The 17,911-nt window shown below is 67.3% G+C and carries 13 protein-coding genes; 2 read left to right on the forward strand and 11 right to left on the reverse strand.

Annotated features, from left to right (window positions below):
- Window positions 1–59: 59 nt before the first annotated feature.
- The 10 genes from J0I99_RS08615 to J0I99_RS08660 form a co-directional block, all read right to left on the reverse strand.
- Window positions 60–620, reverse strand: a complete 561-nt coding sequence (locus J0I99_RS08615) for a NifU family protein (protein ID WP_291389507.1) — start codon at window positions 618–620, stop codon at window positions 60–62.
- Between the two features lie 73 nt (window positions 621–693).
- Window positions 694–1,170, reverse strand: coding sequence for a universal stress protein (locus J0I99_RS08620; RefSeq protein WP_291389508.1), 477 nt, complete (start codon window positions 1,168–1,170; stop codon window positions 694–696).
- Window positions 1,171–1,235: 65 nt separating this feature from the next.
- Window positions 1,236–2,270: a tryptophan--tRNA ligase gene (gene trpS / locus J0I99_RS08625; RefSeq protein ID WP_291397099.1), complete on the reverse strand. Its 1,035-nt coding sequence runs from the start codon at window positions 2,268–2,270 to the stop codon at window positions 1,236–1,238.
- A 97-nt stretch (window positions 2,271–2,367) separates the two neighbouring features.
- On the reverse strand, window positions 2,368–3,924 hold the full coding sequence (murJ, locus tag J0I99_RS08630) for a murein biosynthesis integral membrane protein MurJ (RefSeq protein ID WP_291397100.1): 1,557 nt from the start codon (window positions 3,922–3,924) through the stop codon (window positions 2,368–2,370).
- 171 nt (window positions 3,925–4,095) lie between these two features.
- Entirely contained in the window at window positions 4,096–6,891 is a 2,796-nt protein-coding gene (locus tag J0I99_RS08635; protein WP_291397101.1) for a [protein-PII] uridylyltransferase, read from the reverse strand.
- Entirely contained in the window at window positions 6,872–9,547 is a 2,676-nt protein-coding gene (mutS, locus tag J0I99_RS08640) for a DNA mismatch repair protein MutS (protein ID WP_291397102.1), read from the reverse strand. The genes J0I99_RS08635 and mutS overlap by 20 nt, the downstream gene beginning before the upstream one ends.
- A 229-nt stretch (window positions 9,548–9,776) precedes the next feature.
- Window positions 9,777–11,405: a glycoside hydrolase family 43 protein gene (locus J0I99_RS08645; protein WP_291397103.1), complete on the reverse strand. Its 1,629-nt coding sequence runs from the start codon at window positions 11,403–11,405 to the stop codon at window positions 9,777–9,779.
- 207 nt (window positions 11,406–11,612) lie between these two features.
- On the reverse strand, window positions 11,613–12,917 hold the full coding sequence (gene xylA / locus J0I99_RS08650) for a xylose isomerase (protein ID WP_291397104.1): 1,305 nt from the start codon (window positions 12,915–12,917) through the stop codon (window positions 11,613–11,615).
- Window positions 12,914–14,413, reverse strand: coding sequence for a xylulokinase (gene xylB, locus J0I99_RS08655; RefSeq protein WP_291397105.1), 1,500 nt, complete (start codon window positions 14,411–14,413; stop codon window positions 12,914–12,916). Before xylB ends, xylA begins: the two co-directional genes overlap by 4 nt.
- Before the next feature lie 68 nt (window positions 14,414–14,481).
- Window positions 14,482–15,528 (reverse strand): LacI family DNA-binding transcriptional regulator, encoded by a 1,047-nt coding sequence (locus J0I99_RS08660; RefSeq protein WP_291397106.1) that lies wholly within the window; start codon window positions 15,526–15,528, stop codon window positions 14,482–14,484.
- 70 nt (window positions 15,529–15,598) lie between these two features.
- Here J0I99_RS08660 and J0I99_RS08665 point away from each other — a divergent pair, with 70 nt between their 5' ends.
- Window positions 15,599–16,600 carry an aldose epimerase family protein gene (locus J0I99_RS08665; protein ID WP_291397107.1) on the forward strand — a complete coding sequence of 334 codons (1,002 nt, stop codon included), beginning with the start codon at window positions 15,599–15,601 and terminating at the stop codon, window positions 16,598–16,600.
- A complete protein-coding gene (locus J0I99_RS08670) occupies window positions 16,600–17,133 on the forward strand; it encodes a DUF1697 domain-containing protein (protein ID WP_291397108.1) in 534 nt (177 codons plus the stop codon). Before J0I99_RS08665 ends, J0I99_RS08670 begins: the two co-directional genes overlap by 1 nt.
- A 52-nt stretch (window positions 17,134–17,185) precedes the next feature.
- On the opposite strand, the gene J0I99_RS08675 is transcribed toward J0I99_RS08670, so the two are convergent.
- Window positions 17,186–17,821, reverse strand: a complete 636-nt coding sequence (locus J0I99_RS08675) for a cold shock and DUF1294 domain-containing protein (RefSeq protein ID WP_291397109.1) — start codon at window positions 17,819–17,821, stop codon at window positions 17,186–17,188.
- Between the last annotated feature and the right edge of the window lie 90 nt (window positions 17,822–17,911).

Raw genomic sequence — 17,911 nt, forward strand, 5'->3', positions numbered from 1 at the left:
GACGCAAAACAAAACGCCCGACCAATGGCCGGGCGTCCATACTCACGTCAGCGCAGGCCTCAGACCTGCTGCACGGCCTCGACGCCGGGGACGAAATGGCGGAGCAGGTTCTCGATGCCGGACTTGAGCGTCGCGGTGGAGGACGGGCAGCCGGAACAGGCCCCCTGCATGTGCAGGTACACGGTGCCTTCCTTGAAGCCCTTGAAGGTGATGTCGCCGCCGTCCATCGCCACGGCCGGACGGACGCGGGTGGCCAGCAGTTCCTTGATCACCTCGACGGTCTCGGTGTCGGCGGTATCGAAGAACTCGTCGCCGGCCGTCTCGACCTCGCTGGTGCCGTCGTTGAGGACCGGCTTGCCGGACAGGAAATGCTCCATGATCACGCCGAGGATGGCCGGCTTGATGTGGCTCCACTCGGCACTGTCCTTGGTCACCGAGATGAAGTCGGAGCCGAGGAACACGCCGTCGACGCCGGGCACCTCGAACAGGGCCGAGGCGAGGGGGGAGACGTGAGCCGATTCGGGGCCGCGGAAATCGCGCGGCTCACCCACCAGCACGTCGCGGCCGGGAAGGAACTTCAGGGTCGCCGGGTTCGGCGTCGCTTCGGTCTGAATGAACATGTCCGCCGGAAGATCTCGCATTAGAATTGTTCTAAATATAGATTTCCAATGGTCGAAAGGCAAGAGTTCCAGCTCAGGTTACCGCCACGATCTGCTCGTCGGTCATCGAGCCGGGGATGATGGTGACGATCACAGGCAGGGCCAGTTGCCCGGCCCGGCTGGCAAAGGCGCTGACCAGCGCCCCCGGCCCGTCCTTGCCGGCGGAGGCGGCCAGCACCAGGATGGCGATGCCCGGATCCTTGCGGATCAAGCCCTCGATCTCGGCCACGAGGTCGCCTTCGCGGATCACCGATTCGGTCCTGATCCCCTGGCCTATCTGCGAAATCCGGGCGCGCTTGGCGTCGAGCAGGCGCTCGGCCTCCTCGCGCGCCTCGGCCCGCATCACCTCCTCGACCCCGAGGAACTGGGTGAAATCCTGGCTGTCGATCACCGACAGCAGCACCACCGTGCCGCCGGTGCGCTTGACGCGGTGCGCGGCAAAGGTGACCGCCCGGTCGGCTTCCTTGCTCTCGTCGACGACGACGAGGAACTTGCGCCTGTATTCGTTCAACACATCAACCAAGGCGCCGCCCTCCGGGGTAGTTCATTGTCCCAAATGGACGGCGCGCCGTCCAGTCAGCGGATGAACCCGACGACGCGGCGCACTTCCGACATGGTCGCCTCGGCGATTTCGGCGGCGCGGGCCGCACCGTCGGCCATGAACGCGTCGATGCTGGCCGGATCAGCGATCAGGCGGCGCATCTCGTCGGCGACCGGCGTCAGCCGGGCCACGGCAAGCTCGGCGAGCGCCGGCTTGAAGGCACCCCAGCCCTGCCCGCCATATTGCGCGAGCACCTCGGCCTTGGTGGTATCGGCGAGGGCGGCATAGATGCCGACGAGGTTGTCGGCTTCCGGACGCCCCTTGAGGCCGGCCTCCTCGGAGGGGAGCGCCTCGGGGTCGGTGGTGGCGCGCTTGATCTTTTTCGAGATGGCATCGGCATCGTCGAGCATGAGGATGCGCGACTGGTCGGAAGGGTCGGATTTCGACATCTTCTTGCTGCCGTCGCGCAGCGACATGACGCGCGTCGCCGGGCCGGTGATCACCGGCTCGGTGTTCGGGAAGTAGTCGGCTTCGAGCCCCTGTTCTCTGATCGAGGGCGCGAAGTCGTTGTTGAACTTCTGCGCGATGTCGCGGGTCAGCTCGAGGTGCTGCTTCTGGTCCTCGCCCACCGGCACGTGCGTCGCCTTGTAGAGCAGGATGTCGGCGGCCATCAGCGAGGGATAGGCGAACAGGCCGAGCGATTCCGCTTCGGCGTTCTTGCCGGCGGTCTTGTCCTTCCACTGCGTCATGCGACTCATCCAGCCCATCCGCGCCACGCAGTTGAACACCCAGGCGAGCTCGGCATGCTGGTGCACGCGCGACTGGTTGTAGACGATGTGCTGTTTCGGATCGACGCCGGCCGCGACGAAGGCCGCCGCCACTTCGCGCGTCGCGCGGCGGAGGTTGTCCGGGTCCTGCCAGACCGTGATCGCATGCATGTCGACGACGCAGTAGAGGCAGTGGTGGGTCTGCTGCAGGGGCACGAAGCGCTTGATCGCGCCGAGGTAGTTGCCCAGGTGCAGGTCGCCGGACGGCTGGATGCCGGAAAAGACGCGCGGGGTGAACGGCATGGAGAGTTTCCCTAGAAGAGGTTGGGCTTATCGCCCATCAGCGGCCGGCTAGGCAAGCGTCAGGCTGAAGCTCCCCTCCCCCTTGGGGGGAGGGAGGCTAACTCCGGCGCAACCGCCGGAGCAGCCCGCCGAGTGGCTGGACGCCGGTGAAATGGGCGAGCGCGAAGTAGAGCCCCGCCCCGACGATGCAAAGCGCAAACAGGGCAAGTGCCTGGGCGGGGAAGAAATAGCCCGGGTCGAACACCGGCCCGAGCAGGGCGACGCCGCCCCAGAGGGCAGCGGCCATGACCAGCGTCAGCAGCGCGATCAGCCCCTGCTGCCGCCACTCCGTCGAGGTCATGGCGAAATGGCCGCGCCGAGCGAGGAAGACGGCCAGCAGCAGCACGTTGACCCAGGCCGAGATCGAGGTCGCGAGCGCGATGCCGACATGCTTGAGGCTGCCGAACAGTGCCAGCGACAGCGCGATGTTGATGACCAGCGAGACGGCCGCGAACCAGGTCGGGGTGCTGGTGTCCTTGCGCGAAAAGAATCCCGGCTGCAGCACGCGGATGAGCACGAACGCCGGCAGGCCGACGGCGAAGGCGACGAGCGCCTGCGCCACGTTGGCGCTGTCGGCGGCGTGGAACGCTCCGCGCTCGAACAGCACGCGGACCACCGGCAGGGCGAGGGCGATCAGCGCCCCGGCGGCGGGCATGGACAGGTACATGGAGAGGAACAGCGACTGGCTCTGGCTCTGGCGCGCCTCCCCGTCGCGGCCGGCGCTGAGGTGGCGGCTCAACTCGGGCAGGAGCACCGTGCCGATGGCAATGCCGATGATGCCGAGCGGCAGCTGGTAGAGCCGGTCGGCATTGTAGATGATCGACATCACCTCGTCGGCGCCCGAGGCGATGATGGTGCCGACGAAGATGTTGATCTGGGTGATACCGCCCGCGATGATCGCCGGCACGGCGAGGATCCAGAAGCGGCGCACTTCGGGATCGAGGTGCGGCAGCCGGATGCGCGGCACGAAGCCGGCGCGCCGGATGGCCCAGTAAACCAGCATGAGCTGGGCGATGCCGCCGAGCATCGTCGCAATCGCCACCCAGAACGCCGTGTCGGGCGCCTCCAGCGTCAGGATCGCCAGCGGCACCAGCGCCGAGATGTTGACGATGTTGAGCACGATCGGGGCGAAGGCGGCGGCAAAGAACCGTCCGAGGCTGTTGAGGATCGCCGCATAGGCCGCCATCAGCGACATGCAGGCCAGGTAGGGGAACATGATCCGGGTGAGGAACACGGTGAGGTCGAACTTGGCCGGCTCGCTGACGAAGCCGGGGACGAACACCACCATGATCTGCGGCGTGAACACCTCGACGACGATGGTGACGACGAGGATGGCCGCCACCAGCCAGCTCATGATCCGGCTCGCCAGTTCCCTCGCGCCGTCCGGTCCCTCGGTCTCGAGTGCGCCCGAGAACATCGGCACGAAGGCTGTGTTGAAGGCCCCCTCGGCAAACAGGCGCCGGAACAGGTTAGGGAAGCGGAAGGCAGCGTTGAAGGCGTCCGAAACCGGCGAAATCCCCAGTACCGCCGCCATCAGCGCGTCGCGCACGAAGCCGAAGACGCGCGACACGAGGGTGAGGCCGCCGACGGACAGGAAGTTGCGATAGAGGCTCATGCGACAACTATGCTCGACGCACACCCTGTGGCGCCCATCCCAGGCTCGATGTCGTCCCTGCGAAAGCAGGGACCCACCTCACGGCTGGCGCTGGTGGTGAAACGGATCCCAGCTTGCGCTGGGATGACACCGGGGGTGGGGATGGGCTTGTGGTTGACCCACAAGTTGCCCCTACCCATTCACCACCTTCTTCTCCTCGACCGGCTGGAATACGGCCAGCAGTTCGTCGTGGATCTTCTTCTGGCGCTGCCGCGACTCGATCTTGTGGCCGGTGAGGTCGGTCACATAGAAGACGTCGACCGCCTTTTCGCCATAGGTGCCGATATGGGCCGAGCCGATGGTGAGGTTGAGGTCGGAGATCTGCCGGGTGAGCTGGTGGAGCAGGCCCATGCGGTCGAGCCCCATGACCTCGATGACGGTGAATTTCTCCGAGATGGTGTTGCTGACCGCTACCTGAGACGGCAGCGAGAAGGGCTTCAGCCGCTTGTTGTGGCGGTCCTGCTTGCCCAGGTCGATCAGCACGTGGCGCTTGCCCTGCAGCAACTGCTTGACCGTATCGATGATGCGCGTGGCGCGGACCTTCTCGTCCTCGTCCGAGGTGAAGGAGCGGCGCAGCCGGAAGGTGTCGACCGCCCGTCCGTCGCGCGTCCCGAAGATCTGCGCGCCGATGATCGAGGCGTCGCACATGGTGCAGGCCCCGGCGATCAGCGACAGCAGCCGCGGATGGTCGGGGGTGTAGAAGCTGACCTCGGTGATGCCCTCGAAGGCCTTCACCCGGATCGAGCCGGAGAACATCTGGCCCGCCTGGTCGGCGGCGCGGATCATGCGGGCATGCTCGAACTGCAACTCGGGCTCGGCGCGCAGCCAGTAGTGGTCGTAGTGGCGGCCGAGATAGGCATCGACCTCGGGCTGCGGCCAGGACGAGAGCGCGGTGCGCAGAGCCGATTTCGCCGCCTCGATGCGGTCGCGCTGCGTGACTTGGCTGTGGCCGCCCGAAAGCAGCGGCTCGGTGGCATAGTAGAGGGCGCGCAGCAGCGAGCCTTTCCAGCCGGTCCACACACCCGGACCCACCGCACGGATGTCGCAGGCGGTAAGGATCATCAGCAGCGCCAGCCGTTGCGGCGACTGCACCACGTCGGCGAAGCTCTTGGCCGTCTCGGGATCCTGGATGTCGCGCGACTGGGCGACTTCGCTCATGAGCAGGTGATGCTCGACCAGCCAGGCGACGGTATCGGTCTCGGCCGGATCGAGCCCGAGGCGCGGGCAGAACTTCTTCGCGATGCGGGCGCCGGCGATCGAATGATCCTCGGGGCGGCCCTTGGCGATGTCGTGCAGGAACAGCGCGACATAGAGCAGGCGCGTGTCGTTCAGATGCGGCAGCAGCTCGTGGGTCAGTGGCAACTGGTCGCGCAGGCCGCCGTTCGCCACGTCGGCCATGACGCCGACGGCGCGGATCAGGTGCTCGTCCACCGTGTAGTGGTGGTACATGTTGAACTGCATCAGCGCGACGATCTTGCCGAAGTCGGGCACGAAGCGGCCGAGCACGCCGGCCTCGTTCATCTGGCGCAGGATGCGCTCGACATAGGTCGGGGCGGTCAGGATCTCGAGGAACCAGGCATTGGCCTGCCTGTCGTTGCGCAGCTCGTGGCCGATCAGCTTGAAGGCGCGGCGGATCGCCTTGATGGCGTCGGGATGCAGGTGCAGGTCATGCCGGCCGGCCAGCATGAAGCCCTTGATCAGGTTGCGGGGATCGCGGTGGAACACGTCGGGATCGGCGACGTTCAGGCGACCGGAATCGATGACGAAATCGGTCTCGCCCTTGATCGCCACCCGGCCGCGCTTGAACGGGGCGAGGACGCGCCCGATCATGTCGAGCGGCTTGGCATGATCGAATTCCAGCGAGGTGCAGAAGATGCGGGTCAGGTCGCCCACGTCCTTGGCGACGAGGAAGTAGCGCTTCATGAAGCGCTCCACGCCCAGCATGCCGGCGCGCCTGGCAAAGCCGAGGCGTTCGGCCAGTTCGGGCTGGAGGTCGAAGGTCAGCTTCTCGTCGGCCCGGCCGGTGAGGAAGTGCAGGTGGCAGCGGATGGCCCAGAGGAAGTCCTCGGCGCGCTGGAACAGGCGATACTCCTCGGCGCTGAGCACGCCCTTGCCCACGAGCTCGGCGCTCGACTTCACCCGGTAGAAGTACTTGCCGATCCAGAACAGGGTATGAAGGTCGCGCAGGCCGCCCTTGCCGTCCTTGATGTTGGGCTCGACCACGTAGCGGGTATTGCCCATCTGCCGGTGCCGCTCGTCGCGCTCGGCCATCTTGGCGGCGATGAACTCGGGCCCGGTCCTGGGCATGATCTCGGTTTCGAAGCGCCGGATCAACTCTTCGAACAGCGTCCGGTCGCCGATCAGATAGCGCGCCTCGAGCGTGGCGGTGCGCACTGTCATGTCGGAGCGCGCCATGCGGATGCACTCGTCGACGGACCGCACGGCGTGGCCGACCTTCTGGCCGAGGTCCCACAGCATGTACAGGATGTATTCGGTGATCTGCTCGCCCCAGGGCGTCTGCTTGTAGGGCAGGATGAACAGCAGGTCGATGTCGGAACCCGGCGCCAGCGTGCCGCGGCCGTAACCGCCGACGGCGGCGATCGAGATCATCTCGGCGCCCGACGGATTGTCGAGCGGATAGACGTCGCGCACGGCGAACTGGTGGATGGCGCGGAGGATCTCGTCCTCGGCGGCGCTCAGGTTCATGGCGCAGCGCGTGCCCCGGCCATTGGCCATCAGCTCGGCCTCGGCGCCCGTGCGGGCGTCGGCCAGCACTTTGCGAAGGTGGGAGAGCACGAGGGCGCGCGATGCGGCGGACTTGGGGTCCTGGCCGGCAAGCTGCCGGTACAGGTCGTCGAGAATGGTCTCGGCGCTGATCAGCTGGAAGGCCGATTTTCGTGGCCGGGCGTCAATTTCGGCGAGCTGCATCACGGATTTTCTTGAGCTCGTAGATCAGGTCGATGGCCTGTCGCGGCGTGAGGTCGTCGGGGCGTACCTGATCGAGCATGGCATGTATCGGGTTAACAGCCGCCTTGGGCGGCGGCGGTTGATGCGCAAAGAGCGGCAGATCGTCTAGCACGGCCCCCTTGCCGCCGGAAGAGCGCTGTTCGAGCACGCCGAGCACCTGCCGGGCGCGGGCGAGCACGTTTTCGGGAAGCCCGGCGAGGCGGGCGACCTGGATGCCGTAGCTGCGGTCGGCCGCCCCTTCGGCGACCTCGTGCAGGAAGACCACCTCGCCCTCCCACTCGCGCACCTTCATGGTGTGGTTGGAAACGCGCGGCAACGTCTTGTGCAACGCCGTCATCTCATGGAAGTGCGTCGCGAACAGGGCGCGGCAGCCGGTGTCGTTGTGCAGCGCCTCGACCGCCGCCCAGGCGATACTGAGGCCGTCGAAGGTGGCGGTGCCGCGGCCGATCTCGTCGAGGATGACCAGCGAACGCTGCGTCGCGCGGTTGAGAATGGCAGCGGTCTCGACCATTTCGACCATGAAGGTGGAGCGGCCGCCGCCGATGTCGTCGGAGGCACCGACGCGCGAGAAGACGCGGTCGACGACGCCGATATGGGCGACGGAAGCCGGCACGTAGCTCCCCATCTGGGCGAGGATGGCGATCAGCGCGTTCTGGCGCAGGAAGGTCGACTTACCGCCCATGTTTGGGCCGGTGACCAGCCAGAGCGCGCCGCCGGTCAGGTCGCAGCCGTTCTCGACGAAGACCTGGTGCTGGGCCCTTACATTGCTCTCCACCACCGGGTGCCGGCCGCCCTCGATGTAGAAGGCGAGGCTGTCGTCGATGGTCGGCCGGCAGAAGTTCCGCGTCATCGCCAGATGCGCCAGCGCCGTGGCGACATCGAGCTCGGCCAGTGCATCGGCGATGGCGCGCAGGCGCTCCTGCTCGACCGTCACCGCATCCGAGAGGCGCGTGAAGATCGCAGTCTCGAGGGCCAGCGCCGCGTCGTGCGCCTTGGCGATACGGCCTTCGAGCTCGGCCAGTTCCGCCGTGGTGAAGCGCATGGCGTTGGCCAGCGTCTGGCGGTGGATGAAGGTCGCGCGATGCGGCGCCTCGAGCAGCTTCGAGCCATGGCCGGCCGGGACTTCGACGAAATAGCCGAGCACGCCGTTGTGGCGGATCTTCAGCGACCTGACGTCGGTTTCGTCGATCAGCCGCTGCTGTAGCGCCGCGACCACGGCCCGGGTCTCCGACGCGAGGGCCCGTTCGCCGTCGAGCGTCGCGTCATAGCCCTTGCGCACGAAGCCGCCGTCGCGGGCGAGGAGCGGCGGCTCGTCATCGACCGCGTCGGCCAGCTCGGCGGCGAGCGCGGCCGGCGCATCGGCAAGACAGGCGATGATGGCGGCGATCTCGGCCGGCGGACCGGCGATGGTGCCGAGGCGATCGGCGAGGGCAATGGCACCGGAGACGGCAGTGCCGACGGCCTTCAAGTCGCGCGGACCGCCGCGCCCGAGCGCCAGGCGGGTCAGGGCGCGGGTCAGATCCGGGACTGCCTTGAGTTCGGCGCGCAGGCGCTGCGTGACGAGCCCGTCGGCAACGAAGGTGCTGACGGCATCGAGCCGGGCGTTGATGCGGCCGGCATCGCAGAGCGGCGCAGCCAGGCGCCGGGCAAGCAGGCGCGAGCCGGGCGGGGTGACGGTGAGGTCGATCTCATGGCGCAGCGACCCCCTCTCGGCGCCGCGCTGGGTCTCGAGCAGCTCGAGTGACACTCGGGTCGCAGCATCGATCGCCATGTGCGAGGTGAGCCGCTCGGCGCTCGGCGGACGCAGCGCGACGGGGACGCCTTTCTGGCTTTCGCGCACATAGTCGACCAGCGCACCCAGCGCGGCCCGTGCGGCGCGCGAAAAGGCGGTGGGGTCGACCTCGCCCGAGGGGAAGGCGGCAGCGATGCGGGCCACCGCCTGTTCGCTGTCGAAAGCGGCGCCGTCGAGCACAGTGAGCGCCATGTCGGGGAGCACCAGGCGCGCCTCGGCGAGCGCCACGCGGGCCGCTTCGGCAAGCAGCAGTTCCGCCGGGCCGATGCGGGCGAGTTCATCGCCGAGCGCCGCCGCCGACAGGTCGAGAACAGCGGTTTCGCCAGTCGAGACATCGGCCCAGGCCAGCGCGAAATCGGTTTCGCCGTGCCGCACCATGCTGAGCGCGGCGAGATAGGCCGAGCCGCGCGTCGGCAGCAGGTCGTCCTCGGTGATCGTGCCGCGGGTGACGAGGCGCACGACATCGCGCTTCACCGGCGACTTGGAGCCGCGCTTCTTCGCCTCGGCCGGGTCCTCGACCTGCTCGCAGATGGCGACGCGGTGGCCGAGGCCGATCAGCTTCTTCAGATAATCCTGGGCGGCATGGATCGGCACGCCGCACATCGGGATGTCCTGGCCCTGGTGCTTGCCGCGCTTGGTGAGGACGATGCCGAGCGCCTGCGACGCGATCTCGGCGTCCTCGAAGAACATCTCGTAGAAGTCGCCCATCCGGTAGAACAGGATGTAGCCCGGATTGACCGCCTTGATCTCGAGATACTGCCCCATCATCGGCGTGATGGGCGAGGCATCGGCGGCGCTCGGGGCGTTATAGGGCGCTTGGTCCATGGGCTCGCGGGACTGGAGGGAGGCCTGCGAGGTTATGGGGTTTGGGGGGGCGGGGCAACAGGTGTACGGAGGCTTTCCCCGGCGCTGAGGCCCACCAACCCCTCACCCGTCCCGGCTTCGCCGGTCCACCCTCTCCCCGACGGGGAGAGGAACAGGAATAATCGCCGATGCTTTGGTGTTCTTCTCCCCGTCGGGGAGAAGGTGGCGCGTAGCGCCGGATGAGGGGCGGCTAGTACCGGTCGCTCGCATCCTTCACCGGCCGATACACGAAGTCCGAAAACACCGCTTCCTTGGCCGTGCCGTTGAGGTCGCTCGCCGCCATGCCGACGAAAGCGCCGGTGAAGCTGCCGTGCTCGGCGTGGCCGCCGCATTCGTCCGAGAGCAGCGAGGCATCGAGCACCGGCCCGACCGGTTGCCAGTTGCCGCCGGCCCTGGCGGTGCCGGTGGCATAGAAGAACTGCAGCCTGGGGCCCCGGATCTCGAGCTTCAGACGGACCGGCCCCTCCTGCGGCAGCGGGACCGGATCGGCGGGGAAGGTGAGCTTGCCGTCGGGATGGCTCGCCATCGAGCTCATGATCAACAGCTCGCGCTTGCCGTCCGAATGCGCAGTGACGGTGAGATAGTGGAAGTTGTAGCGACTGTAATAGCCGGTGAGGCCAGCGAATTGCCGCTCGTCGACCGGCGAGAAGTCGAGCGTAACTTCCGCGTCGTAGGAGAAGTGGGTCTGCCGGCGGGCGACCAGCGCCTGCTCGAACCATGAACCGATCGACTCGCGGCCGATCAGCGTCAGCTGGTTGTCGCCGACCCGGAAGATACGATCGGTCTCCGGCGTGCGGAGCCACTGGAAATCCTTGTGCAGCGTGTCGAACGAATAGCGCTGCTCGGCCCAGTAGTTGCTGTCGTCACGCGTGCCGGGCACCTCGACCTCGAGCGAGGGGACCGGGCCGTTCTTGACCCACAGCCAGTCGTCGTTGCCCCAGTACGCTTCCTGGATGCCGGTCTCGCGGCCGAGCACGCAGCGGCGCTTCTGGGTGGTGGGGCGGCCCATCAGGTGGACGAGGTAGGTCTTGCCGTCGGGCGTTTCGACGATGTCGCCGTGGCCGGAACGCTGCACCGGGTTGAGTGGGGCATCCTTGGCCGTGAGAATGTGCTTGAGCGGGTGGGTCTCGTACGGCCCGTCGATGTTGCGCGAGCGGGCGAAGGTGACGGCGTGCTCATAGCCGGTGCCGCCCTCGGCGGTGAGCAGGTAGTACCACGGGCGACCGTCCCTGCCCTTGCGCTTGTAGAGATGCGGGCCCTCGACCAGCTTCAGGTCGGTACCCTGGTAGATGTTCCTGACCGGGCCGACGAGCTTTCGCTGCGCGTGGTCGTATTCCTGCAGCGCGATGCCGGCGAACAGCAGGGGGCGAGTCCTATGGTCCCATAGCATGTTGACGAACCACTTCCGGCCGTCGTCGTCATGGAACAGCGAGGGGTCGAAGCCGGAGGAGTTCATGTAGACCGGGTCGGACCACGGCCCCTCGATCGAGGGCGCGGTGACGAGGTAGTTATGCGCGTCCTTGAACGAGCCGTCCTTGCGCTTGACGTCGGTGTAGATGAGGAAGAACTGCTCGCCATCGTGGCTGAGGCACGGAGCCCAGATGCCGCACGAATCCGGGTCGCCGCGCATGTCGAGCTGCGACGCGCGGCTCAGCGGGCGGGTGACCAGCTCCCAGTTGGCGAGATTCTTCGAATGGTGGATCTGCACGCCCGGGTACCACTCGAAGGTGGAGGTGGCGATGTAGTAGTCGTCGCCGACGCGCAGGATCGAGGGATCGGGGTTGAAGCCGGGAAGGATAGGATTGCGGATGGTGGGCATACGTTGCTCGATGTGTCTGTGTCTTCCCTCTCCCCTTGAGGGAGAGGGTGCCCGCAAAGCGGGCGGGTGAGGGGAAGGTCGAGGGAGGTCGCTCCTCGCTTCCGCTCGGAACGGCATCGCCAACGCGATGCGACCCCTCATCCGGCGCTACGCGCCACCTTCTCCCTCAAGGGGAGAAGGAAGGCCGGTGCTGGTTGAGAGACCCAATTAGACGAACCGGTTGACCAGGTTCTCCAGATACTCCTGCTGGCCGGATTTGGGCTGCGGGTTGATGTTGTCGGCTTCCACTCGGGCAGCGATGTCGGCAAGGCTCTCGCTCTGCAGCATCTTCTGCGCGGCGGGAGACTTCCACCCGGCGTAGCGCGCCTCGACCACCTTGTCGAAAGTGCCGTCCTCGATCAGTGCTGCGGCGCCCTTGAGGCCGCGGGCGAGGATGTCGAGGCCGCCGACATGGCCGTGCAGCAGGTCGGCCGGGTCGATCGACTGGCGGCGCACCTTGGCGTCGAAGTTGAAGCCGCCCTTGCCCAGCCCGCCGGCTTTGAGGATCTGGTAGAAGGCCAGCGCCATCTCGCCCGGATTGTTGGGGAACTGGTCGGTGTCCCAGCCCGACTGCAGGTCGTTGCGGTTGGCGTCGACCGAACCGAGGATGCCGAGGCTGCCGGCGACGGCCAGTTCGTGCTCGAACGAGTGGCCGGCGAGGAAGGCATGGCCGACCTCGATATTGACCTTCACCTCCTTCTCGAAGCCATAGGTCTTGAGGAAGCCGTACACTGTAGCGACGTCATAGTCGTACTGGTGCTTGGTCGGCTCCTGCGGCTTGGGCTCGATCAGGATCTGGCCGGAGAAGCCGATCTTTTTCGCATGCTCGATGACGAGGCCGAGGAAGCGCGCGGCGTGGTCCTGCTCGGTCTTGATGCGGGTGTTGAGCAGGGTCTCGTAGCCCTCGCGGCCGCCCCACAGCACGTAGTTCGAGCCGCCGAGGTCGTGGGTGATCTCCAGCATCTGCTTCACCTGCCCGGCAGCGTAGGCGAAGACGTCGGGATCGGGATTGGTCGCGGCGCCGGCCATGTAGCGGCGGTTCGAAAACAGGTTCGCCGTGCCCCAGAGCAGCTTCGTGCGGGATGACTGCATCTTCTTGGCGAAGATGTCGGTGATGGTGCGGAGGTTCTTGTTGCTCTCCTTGAGCGTCGCACCCTCCGGCGCGACGTCGGCATCGTGGAAGCAGAAGAACGGCGCATCGAGCAGGTCGAACAGCTCGAAGGCGACATCGGCCTTGAGCTTGGCGCCTTCCATGTCCTTGTCGTACCAGGGCCGGTCGAAGGTGCGGCCGCCGAACGGGTCGCCTCCCTCCCAGGCGAAGGTGTGCCAGTAGGCGATGGCGGGGCGGATGTGGTCCTCCATCCGCTTGCCGAGGACGATTTCGTCCTTGTTGTAGTGGCGGTAGGCGAGCGGGTTGGAGCTCTGCGGCCCCTCGAACTTGACGGGGCTGATCCCCTTGAAGAAATCGGTCACTTGCGAGCCTCCTCGATGGCTGGGTCAAAAGCGCGTTCACGCGCGTCTTCAATCGCTGGGTAGAGCGCCCGATAGCGCTCATATTGGCGGGCATAGGCGTCGGCGAGCGACGCGTCCGGGTGGATCACCCGCTTGATGGCGGGAGCGGTCATCACTTCGGCCGGGTCGACGTTCTCGGCAGCGCACAGGCCGAGGCGGGCGACGCCGAGCGCACCGCCGAAATCGCCGTCGTCGGGAATGGCGATGTCGGTGCCGAGGTTCGCGGCGATGAGACGGAGCCAGAGCTCGGACTTCGATCCGCCGCCCACCGCGATCAGCTGGCCCAGCGTCGTGCCGGCATCGTTGAGCACGCGCTTGCAGTCGCGGAAGGCGAAAGCGACGCCTTCCATCACTGCCTGCGCGAGCCGGGCTGTATCGCTGGAGTGGCTGAGACCCACGAAGCTGCCGCGGGCATTGGCATTGTTGTGCGGCGTGCGCTCGCCACTGAGATAGGGCAGGAAGATTTCCTCGCCCGGGCCGGCGAATTGCGCTTCGGCGGCGCCCGCAAGCCTCGCGGGGTCCTGGCCGGTGATCCTGCCCAGCCAGTTAAGGCTGTCGGTGGCCGACAGGATCACGCCCATCTGGTGCCAGGTGTTGGGAACGGCGTGACAGAAGGCGTGCACGGCGCCTTGGGTATTGGGGCGGAAGCGGTCGTTGGACACGAACAGCACGCCTGACGTGCCGAGCGAGACGAAGCCCTCCCCCGGCCGGATGGCGCCGATGCCGCAGGCGGCCGCGGCATTGTCCCCTGCCCCGCCGGCGACGACCACCTCGCCGGTCATGCCCCAGCGGTTGGCGAACTCGCGCCTGAGCGCGCCTGACGGCGCCGAGCCCTCGACGAGGCGCGGCATGTGCGAGCGGGTGAGCCCGGTAACGGCCAGCAGCGCATCGGACCAGTCGCGCCTGGCGACGTCGAGCCAGAGCGTTCCGGCAGCGTCGGACATTTCCTCGACATGCTCGCCGGTGAGCAGCAGCCGGATATAGGCCTTGGGCAGCAGCACCTTGGCAATGCGCGCGTAGATCTCGGGCTCGTGCTTGCGGACCCAGGCGATCTTGGGTGCGGTGAAGCCGGGCATGGCGATGTTGCCGGCGATGTCGCGCAGCGCGGGCAGCGCTGCCTCCATCTCCGCGCACTCGGCGGCCGAGCGGCCGTCGTTCCACAGGATGCAGGGGCGAAGCACCCGGTCGTTGCGGTCGAGCAGGGTTGCGCCGTGCATGTGTCCGGCGAGGCCGATGCCCCGCACCGCCGCAACCTCCCGGGGGTGGGCCGCCGCCAGCTTGTCGACCGCCGCAAGCGTCGCGGTCCACCAGTCGGCCGGATTCTGCTCTGACCAGCCGGGGTGCGGCCGCACCGGCTCGACCGCCCTGGCGGTCGCCTCTCCGACGGGCTGACCCGCTCGATCGATGAGCAGGGCCTTGACGCCCGAAGTCCCGATATCGATCCCGAGATACGTCATGATGTACGTACCTCATTGCCGGTTGCACAAGCCATCCGATGGTCCTCCCGGGGCGGCGATGTTCTGGATCAGGTGGTCGTCTGGGCCCTGGGCAGATTGTCGCGCAGATACAGGCCGATTTCAATGGGGGCCGGCGGACGGTCGGATTCCTGGCCCAGCGCCAGGCTTTGCGCGGCGCTGAGGGCTGCGGCGATCTCGCCATCGGGGTTCTGGTCGATCACGACGTCGATCGCACCGCCGGCAAGTCCTTCGCGGGTCGTGGGCGTCAGCTCATGCGCCACGATCCGGACCCTGCCGGCATGGCCGGTCTTCTGCAGCGCCCGGATCAACCCGGCATTGCCGGCGCCGAGGTTGTAGATGCCGCTCACGGAGCGCTCGAGCAGTTCGAGTGCCGCCGCTTCGGTGCGGGCGTCGTCGTCAAAGCCCTCCAGCGGACCTACGATCATGTGCTGCGGAAACTCGGACCCGAGCACCGCCTCGAAACCTTCCCGACGCTGGCGGTGATCGGCAAGGCTCAGCGAACCGGCAATGAGGCCGATCGGGCCGGGCCGGGCGAAACGGCCCATCAGCGACGCGGCGGTACGGCCGGCGGCCACGTTGTCGATGCCGATGAAATGCCGCCGTGCCGAGCCGGGCAGGTCCGACACCAGGGTGATGACGTCGATGCCGCGGCGGGCAGCGCTGTCGATGGCGCGGCGAACCTTGTCGTCAGCGGTGGCGACGACCACGGCGCAGTCGCAGGCCTTGGGATCGAGCTCGCCCAGCGCGGCGGCGAGCGCCGCCGGGTCGAACGCATGCACGAGCCGGGTGGTGATCGAGACGCGCTCGCCCTTGCTGACGCTGGCCCGGCGCTGGATCGCGGTGCCGAGCGCGAACATGAACTCGTTGCGGCCATCAGGGATGAGGAAGGTGACCCCCAGGTCGCGCGCCCGGGCGAGCAGCGAGGCCGACAGATCCCGACGGAAATCGAGCGCCTTGATCGCCTCGGCCACCTTCTCGGCCGTCTCGCTGCGCACCCCGGGGCGGCCGTTCAGCACCCGATCGACAGTGGCGAGCGAGACGCCGGCCTCACGGGCGACGTCGTGCACGGTGGCGCGGCGCTTGATCTCGTCCATTAATGCTCCCGGCTTTCGCCGGGCCCCGAATGCGGCTATCAACCCGTCGCACGAAGAGGAGAGATCGGCAATGAGCGTCGCGGTTGAAAAGTTCGGCGAGTTCGAGGGCAAGACGGTCGAGCAGTTCAAGCTCAGGAGCGACAGCGGCGTCGAAGTCGACATCATCTCCTGGGGCGTGCTGGTGCGCGATTGGCGGGTGCCCGTCGCCGGCGGCCTGCGCTCGGTGGTGCTCGGCTTCGAGCAGTTCGATTCCTACCCCAAGGCGTCGCCGTATTTCGGCTCCCTTGCCGGCCGCGTTGCCAACCGCATCAGGAACGCCACGTTCACGCTCGACGGCAAGACCTACACGGTGGCAAAGACCATTGGCGAGCACGCCTTGCACGGCGGCCCCGCCGGCATCGGCCGACTGGTGTGGGACGGCGAAGCGGATAGCACCAACAATGCCGTACGCTTCACCCACGTATCGCCCGACGGGGCCATGGGCTTTCCGGGCAATGTGACGTTCACCGCCACCTATACGCTCACCGGCAACAGGCTGCGCCTCGACATCGCCGCGAGGGCCGATCGGCGCACGCCGATCAACGTGGTGCAGCACCAGTATTTCAACCTCGGCACGGGCAACGACGTGCTCGACCACACTTACAGGATCAGTGCCAGCGCCTATACCGAACTCGGCGGGCCGCTGATCCCGACCGGGGCGATCCTGCCGGTCGACGGCACCATCTGGGATTTCCGCGATGGCCGCACCATGCGCGACGCGACCGGCACACCGATCGACTACGACGGCAATCTGGTGCTTCCGACGGACCGGAAGTTCGAGGACCCGGTCGCGATCGTCACCGGGCCGGACAAGGCGTTGACGCTGAAGCTCTACACCGACCAGCCGGGCCTGCAGGTCTACAACTCGGTGACCACCGATGCCTCGGCGGAAGGCAAGCATTTCGGCCACCACTGCGGCTTCTGTCTCGAGGACCAGGGCTTGCCCGACTCGGTCAACCATCCGCACTTCCCCTCGATCATCTACGGTCCCGACCGGCCGTACAGCCACCGGGTCGACATCGAGATCGCCTGATGCCGGTCTATGTCGGCCTGATCCGCGCGATCGGCCCGGCGACCCATGCCAGGATGGGCATGCTGCAGCTGCGCGAGGCCTGCGCCAGGGCCGGCCTTGCCGACGTTGCATCGGTCGGCAACACGGGCAACCTGATCTTCGGCAGCGAGGCCTCGCTGGTCGAAGTGCGGAAGCTGGTGCAATCGGCGGTGCGCAGCTTCGGTCTCGACAACGAGGTCTTCCTGCGCCGTCCGGTCGACATGCTTGCCGTGGTCGAGGCCAACCCGTTTCCCGCGGCGGCGGCGGACCGACCCCACGAAGTCGGGGTCTGCTCGTTCCATGTCGCGCCGGACTGGGCGCCGGTGCTGAGCGACTATGACGGGCCGGAGCAACTGGCGATCGTGGGCACGCACCTGGTCGTCGCCTATCCTCCCGGCCTCGCCGGCTCGCGGCTGCAGATCGAGAAACGCCTCGGCGCAACGATGACGCAGCGGAACTGGCGGGTCTTTGCCGGCCTCGCCGAGAGAGCCGCCAGCTTCGGCACCACCTCCTGACACGGCGCCCTGGGACTTCTGACGTCGGCGCTGACCCGATCGCGCACTCTGGCTAGTTCGGCCACAGCACGGGTGGCAACCGCCAGAAGCCGAGAGAGACGAGGACCAGGCCGGTGAAGTGCATGGTGGCAATGAGCCAGGAGTAGACCCAGAACGCCGGTTTCCGAACCTTGTGGCGCAGCAGTGCCTGGGCCACCAGACCACCGGCAATGCCGCCGATCAGGTCGGCAAGGTGCAGCGAGTTCTCGGCGATGCGCCAGCGTCCACCCTCGGCGGCGCGCTTGTCGGCCCAGTAGAGGCCGATGCTCACGATTCCCAGGACGAGGTAGGCGATCAGCACCCAGGTCGGGGCCAGGCGCAATTGTGTCGCGGCGAGCGCCGCGAGGATGATCAGGGCGGCCCCGAACAGCCGCGGCAACAAGCCGACCGGTATTCCGCCGGCATCCGCCGACCTGGGTGGAGCGGTCCGCGCCGCCGGCGCGACGTCGAGCAGCACCACGGACTGGGCAACGGAGCGGCCAGCTTCGTCGCTCGCAGGATCGAATGTCAGCCGGTCGCCCTGCTGGGGTCGGGCCCTGGCACGTCGGATCGACGAGATGTGGACGAAGTAGCGCTTGCCGTCGTTGTCGCGCACGAAGCCGAAACCGCGACCGTCGTTCCACTGGACCAGTTCGCCACTTCGACGCATCGATCATCGCTCCTCGGCGGCGGCCCCATCATGATTCCGGCCCCCCGCGAGCCGGCGCTGGTGCAGATCGGGCAGCGGCATCATGCACTT

The organism is Devosia sp. (genome assembly GCF_017307495.1).
Lineage (GTDB): Bacteria > Pseudomonadota > Alphaproteobacteria > Rhizobiales > Devosiaceae > Devosia_A.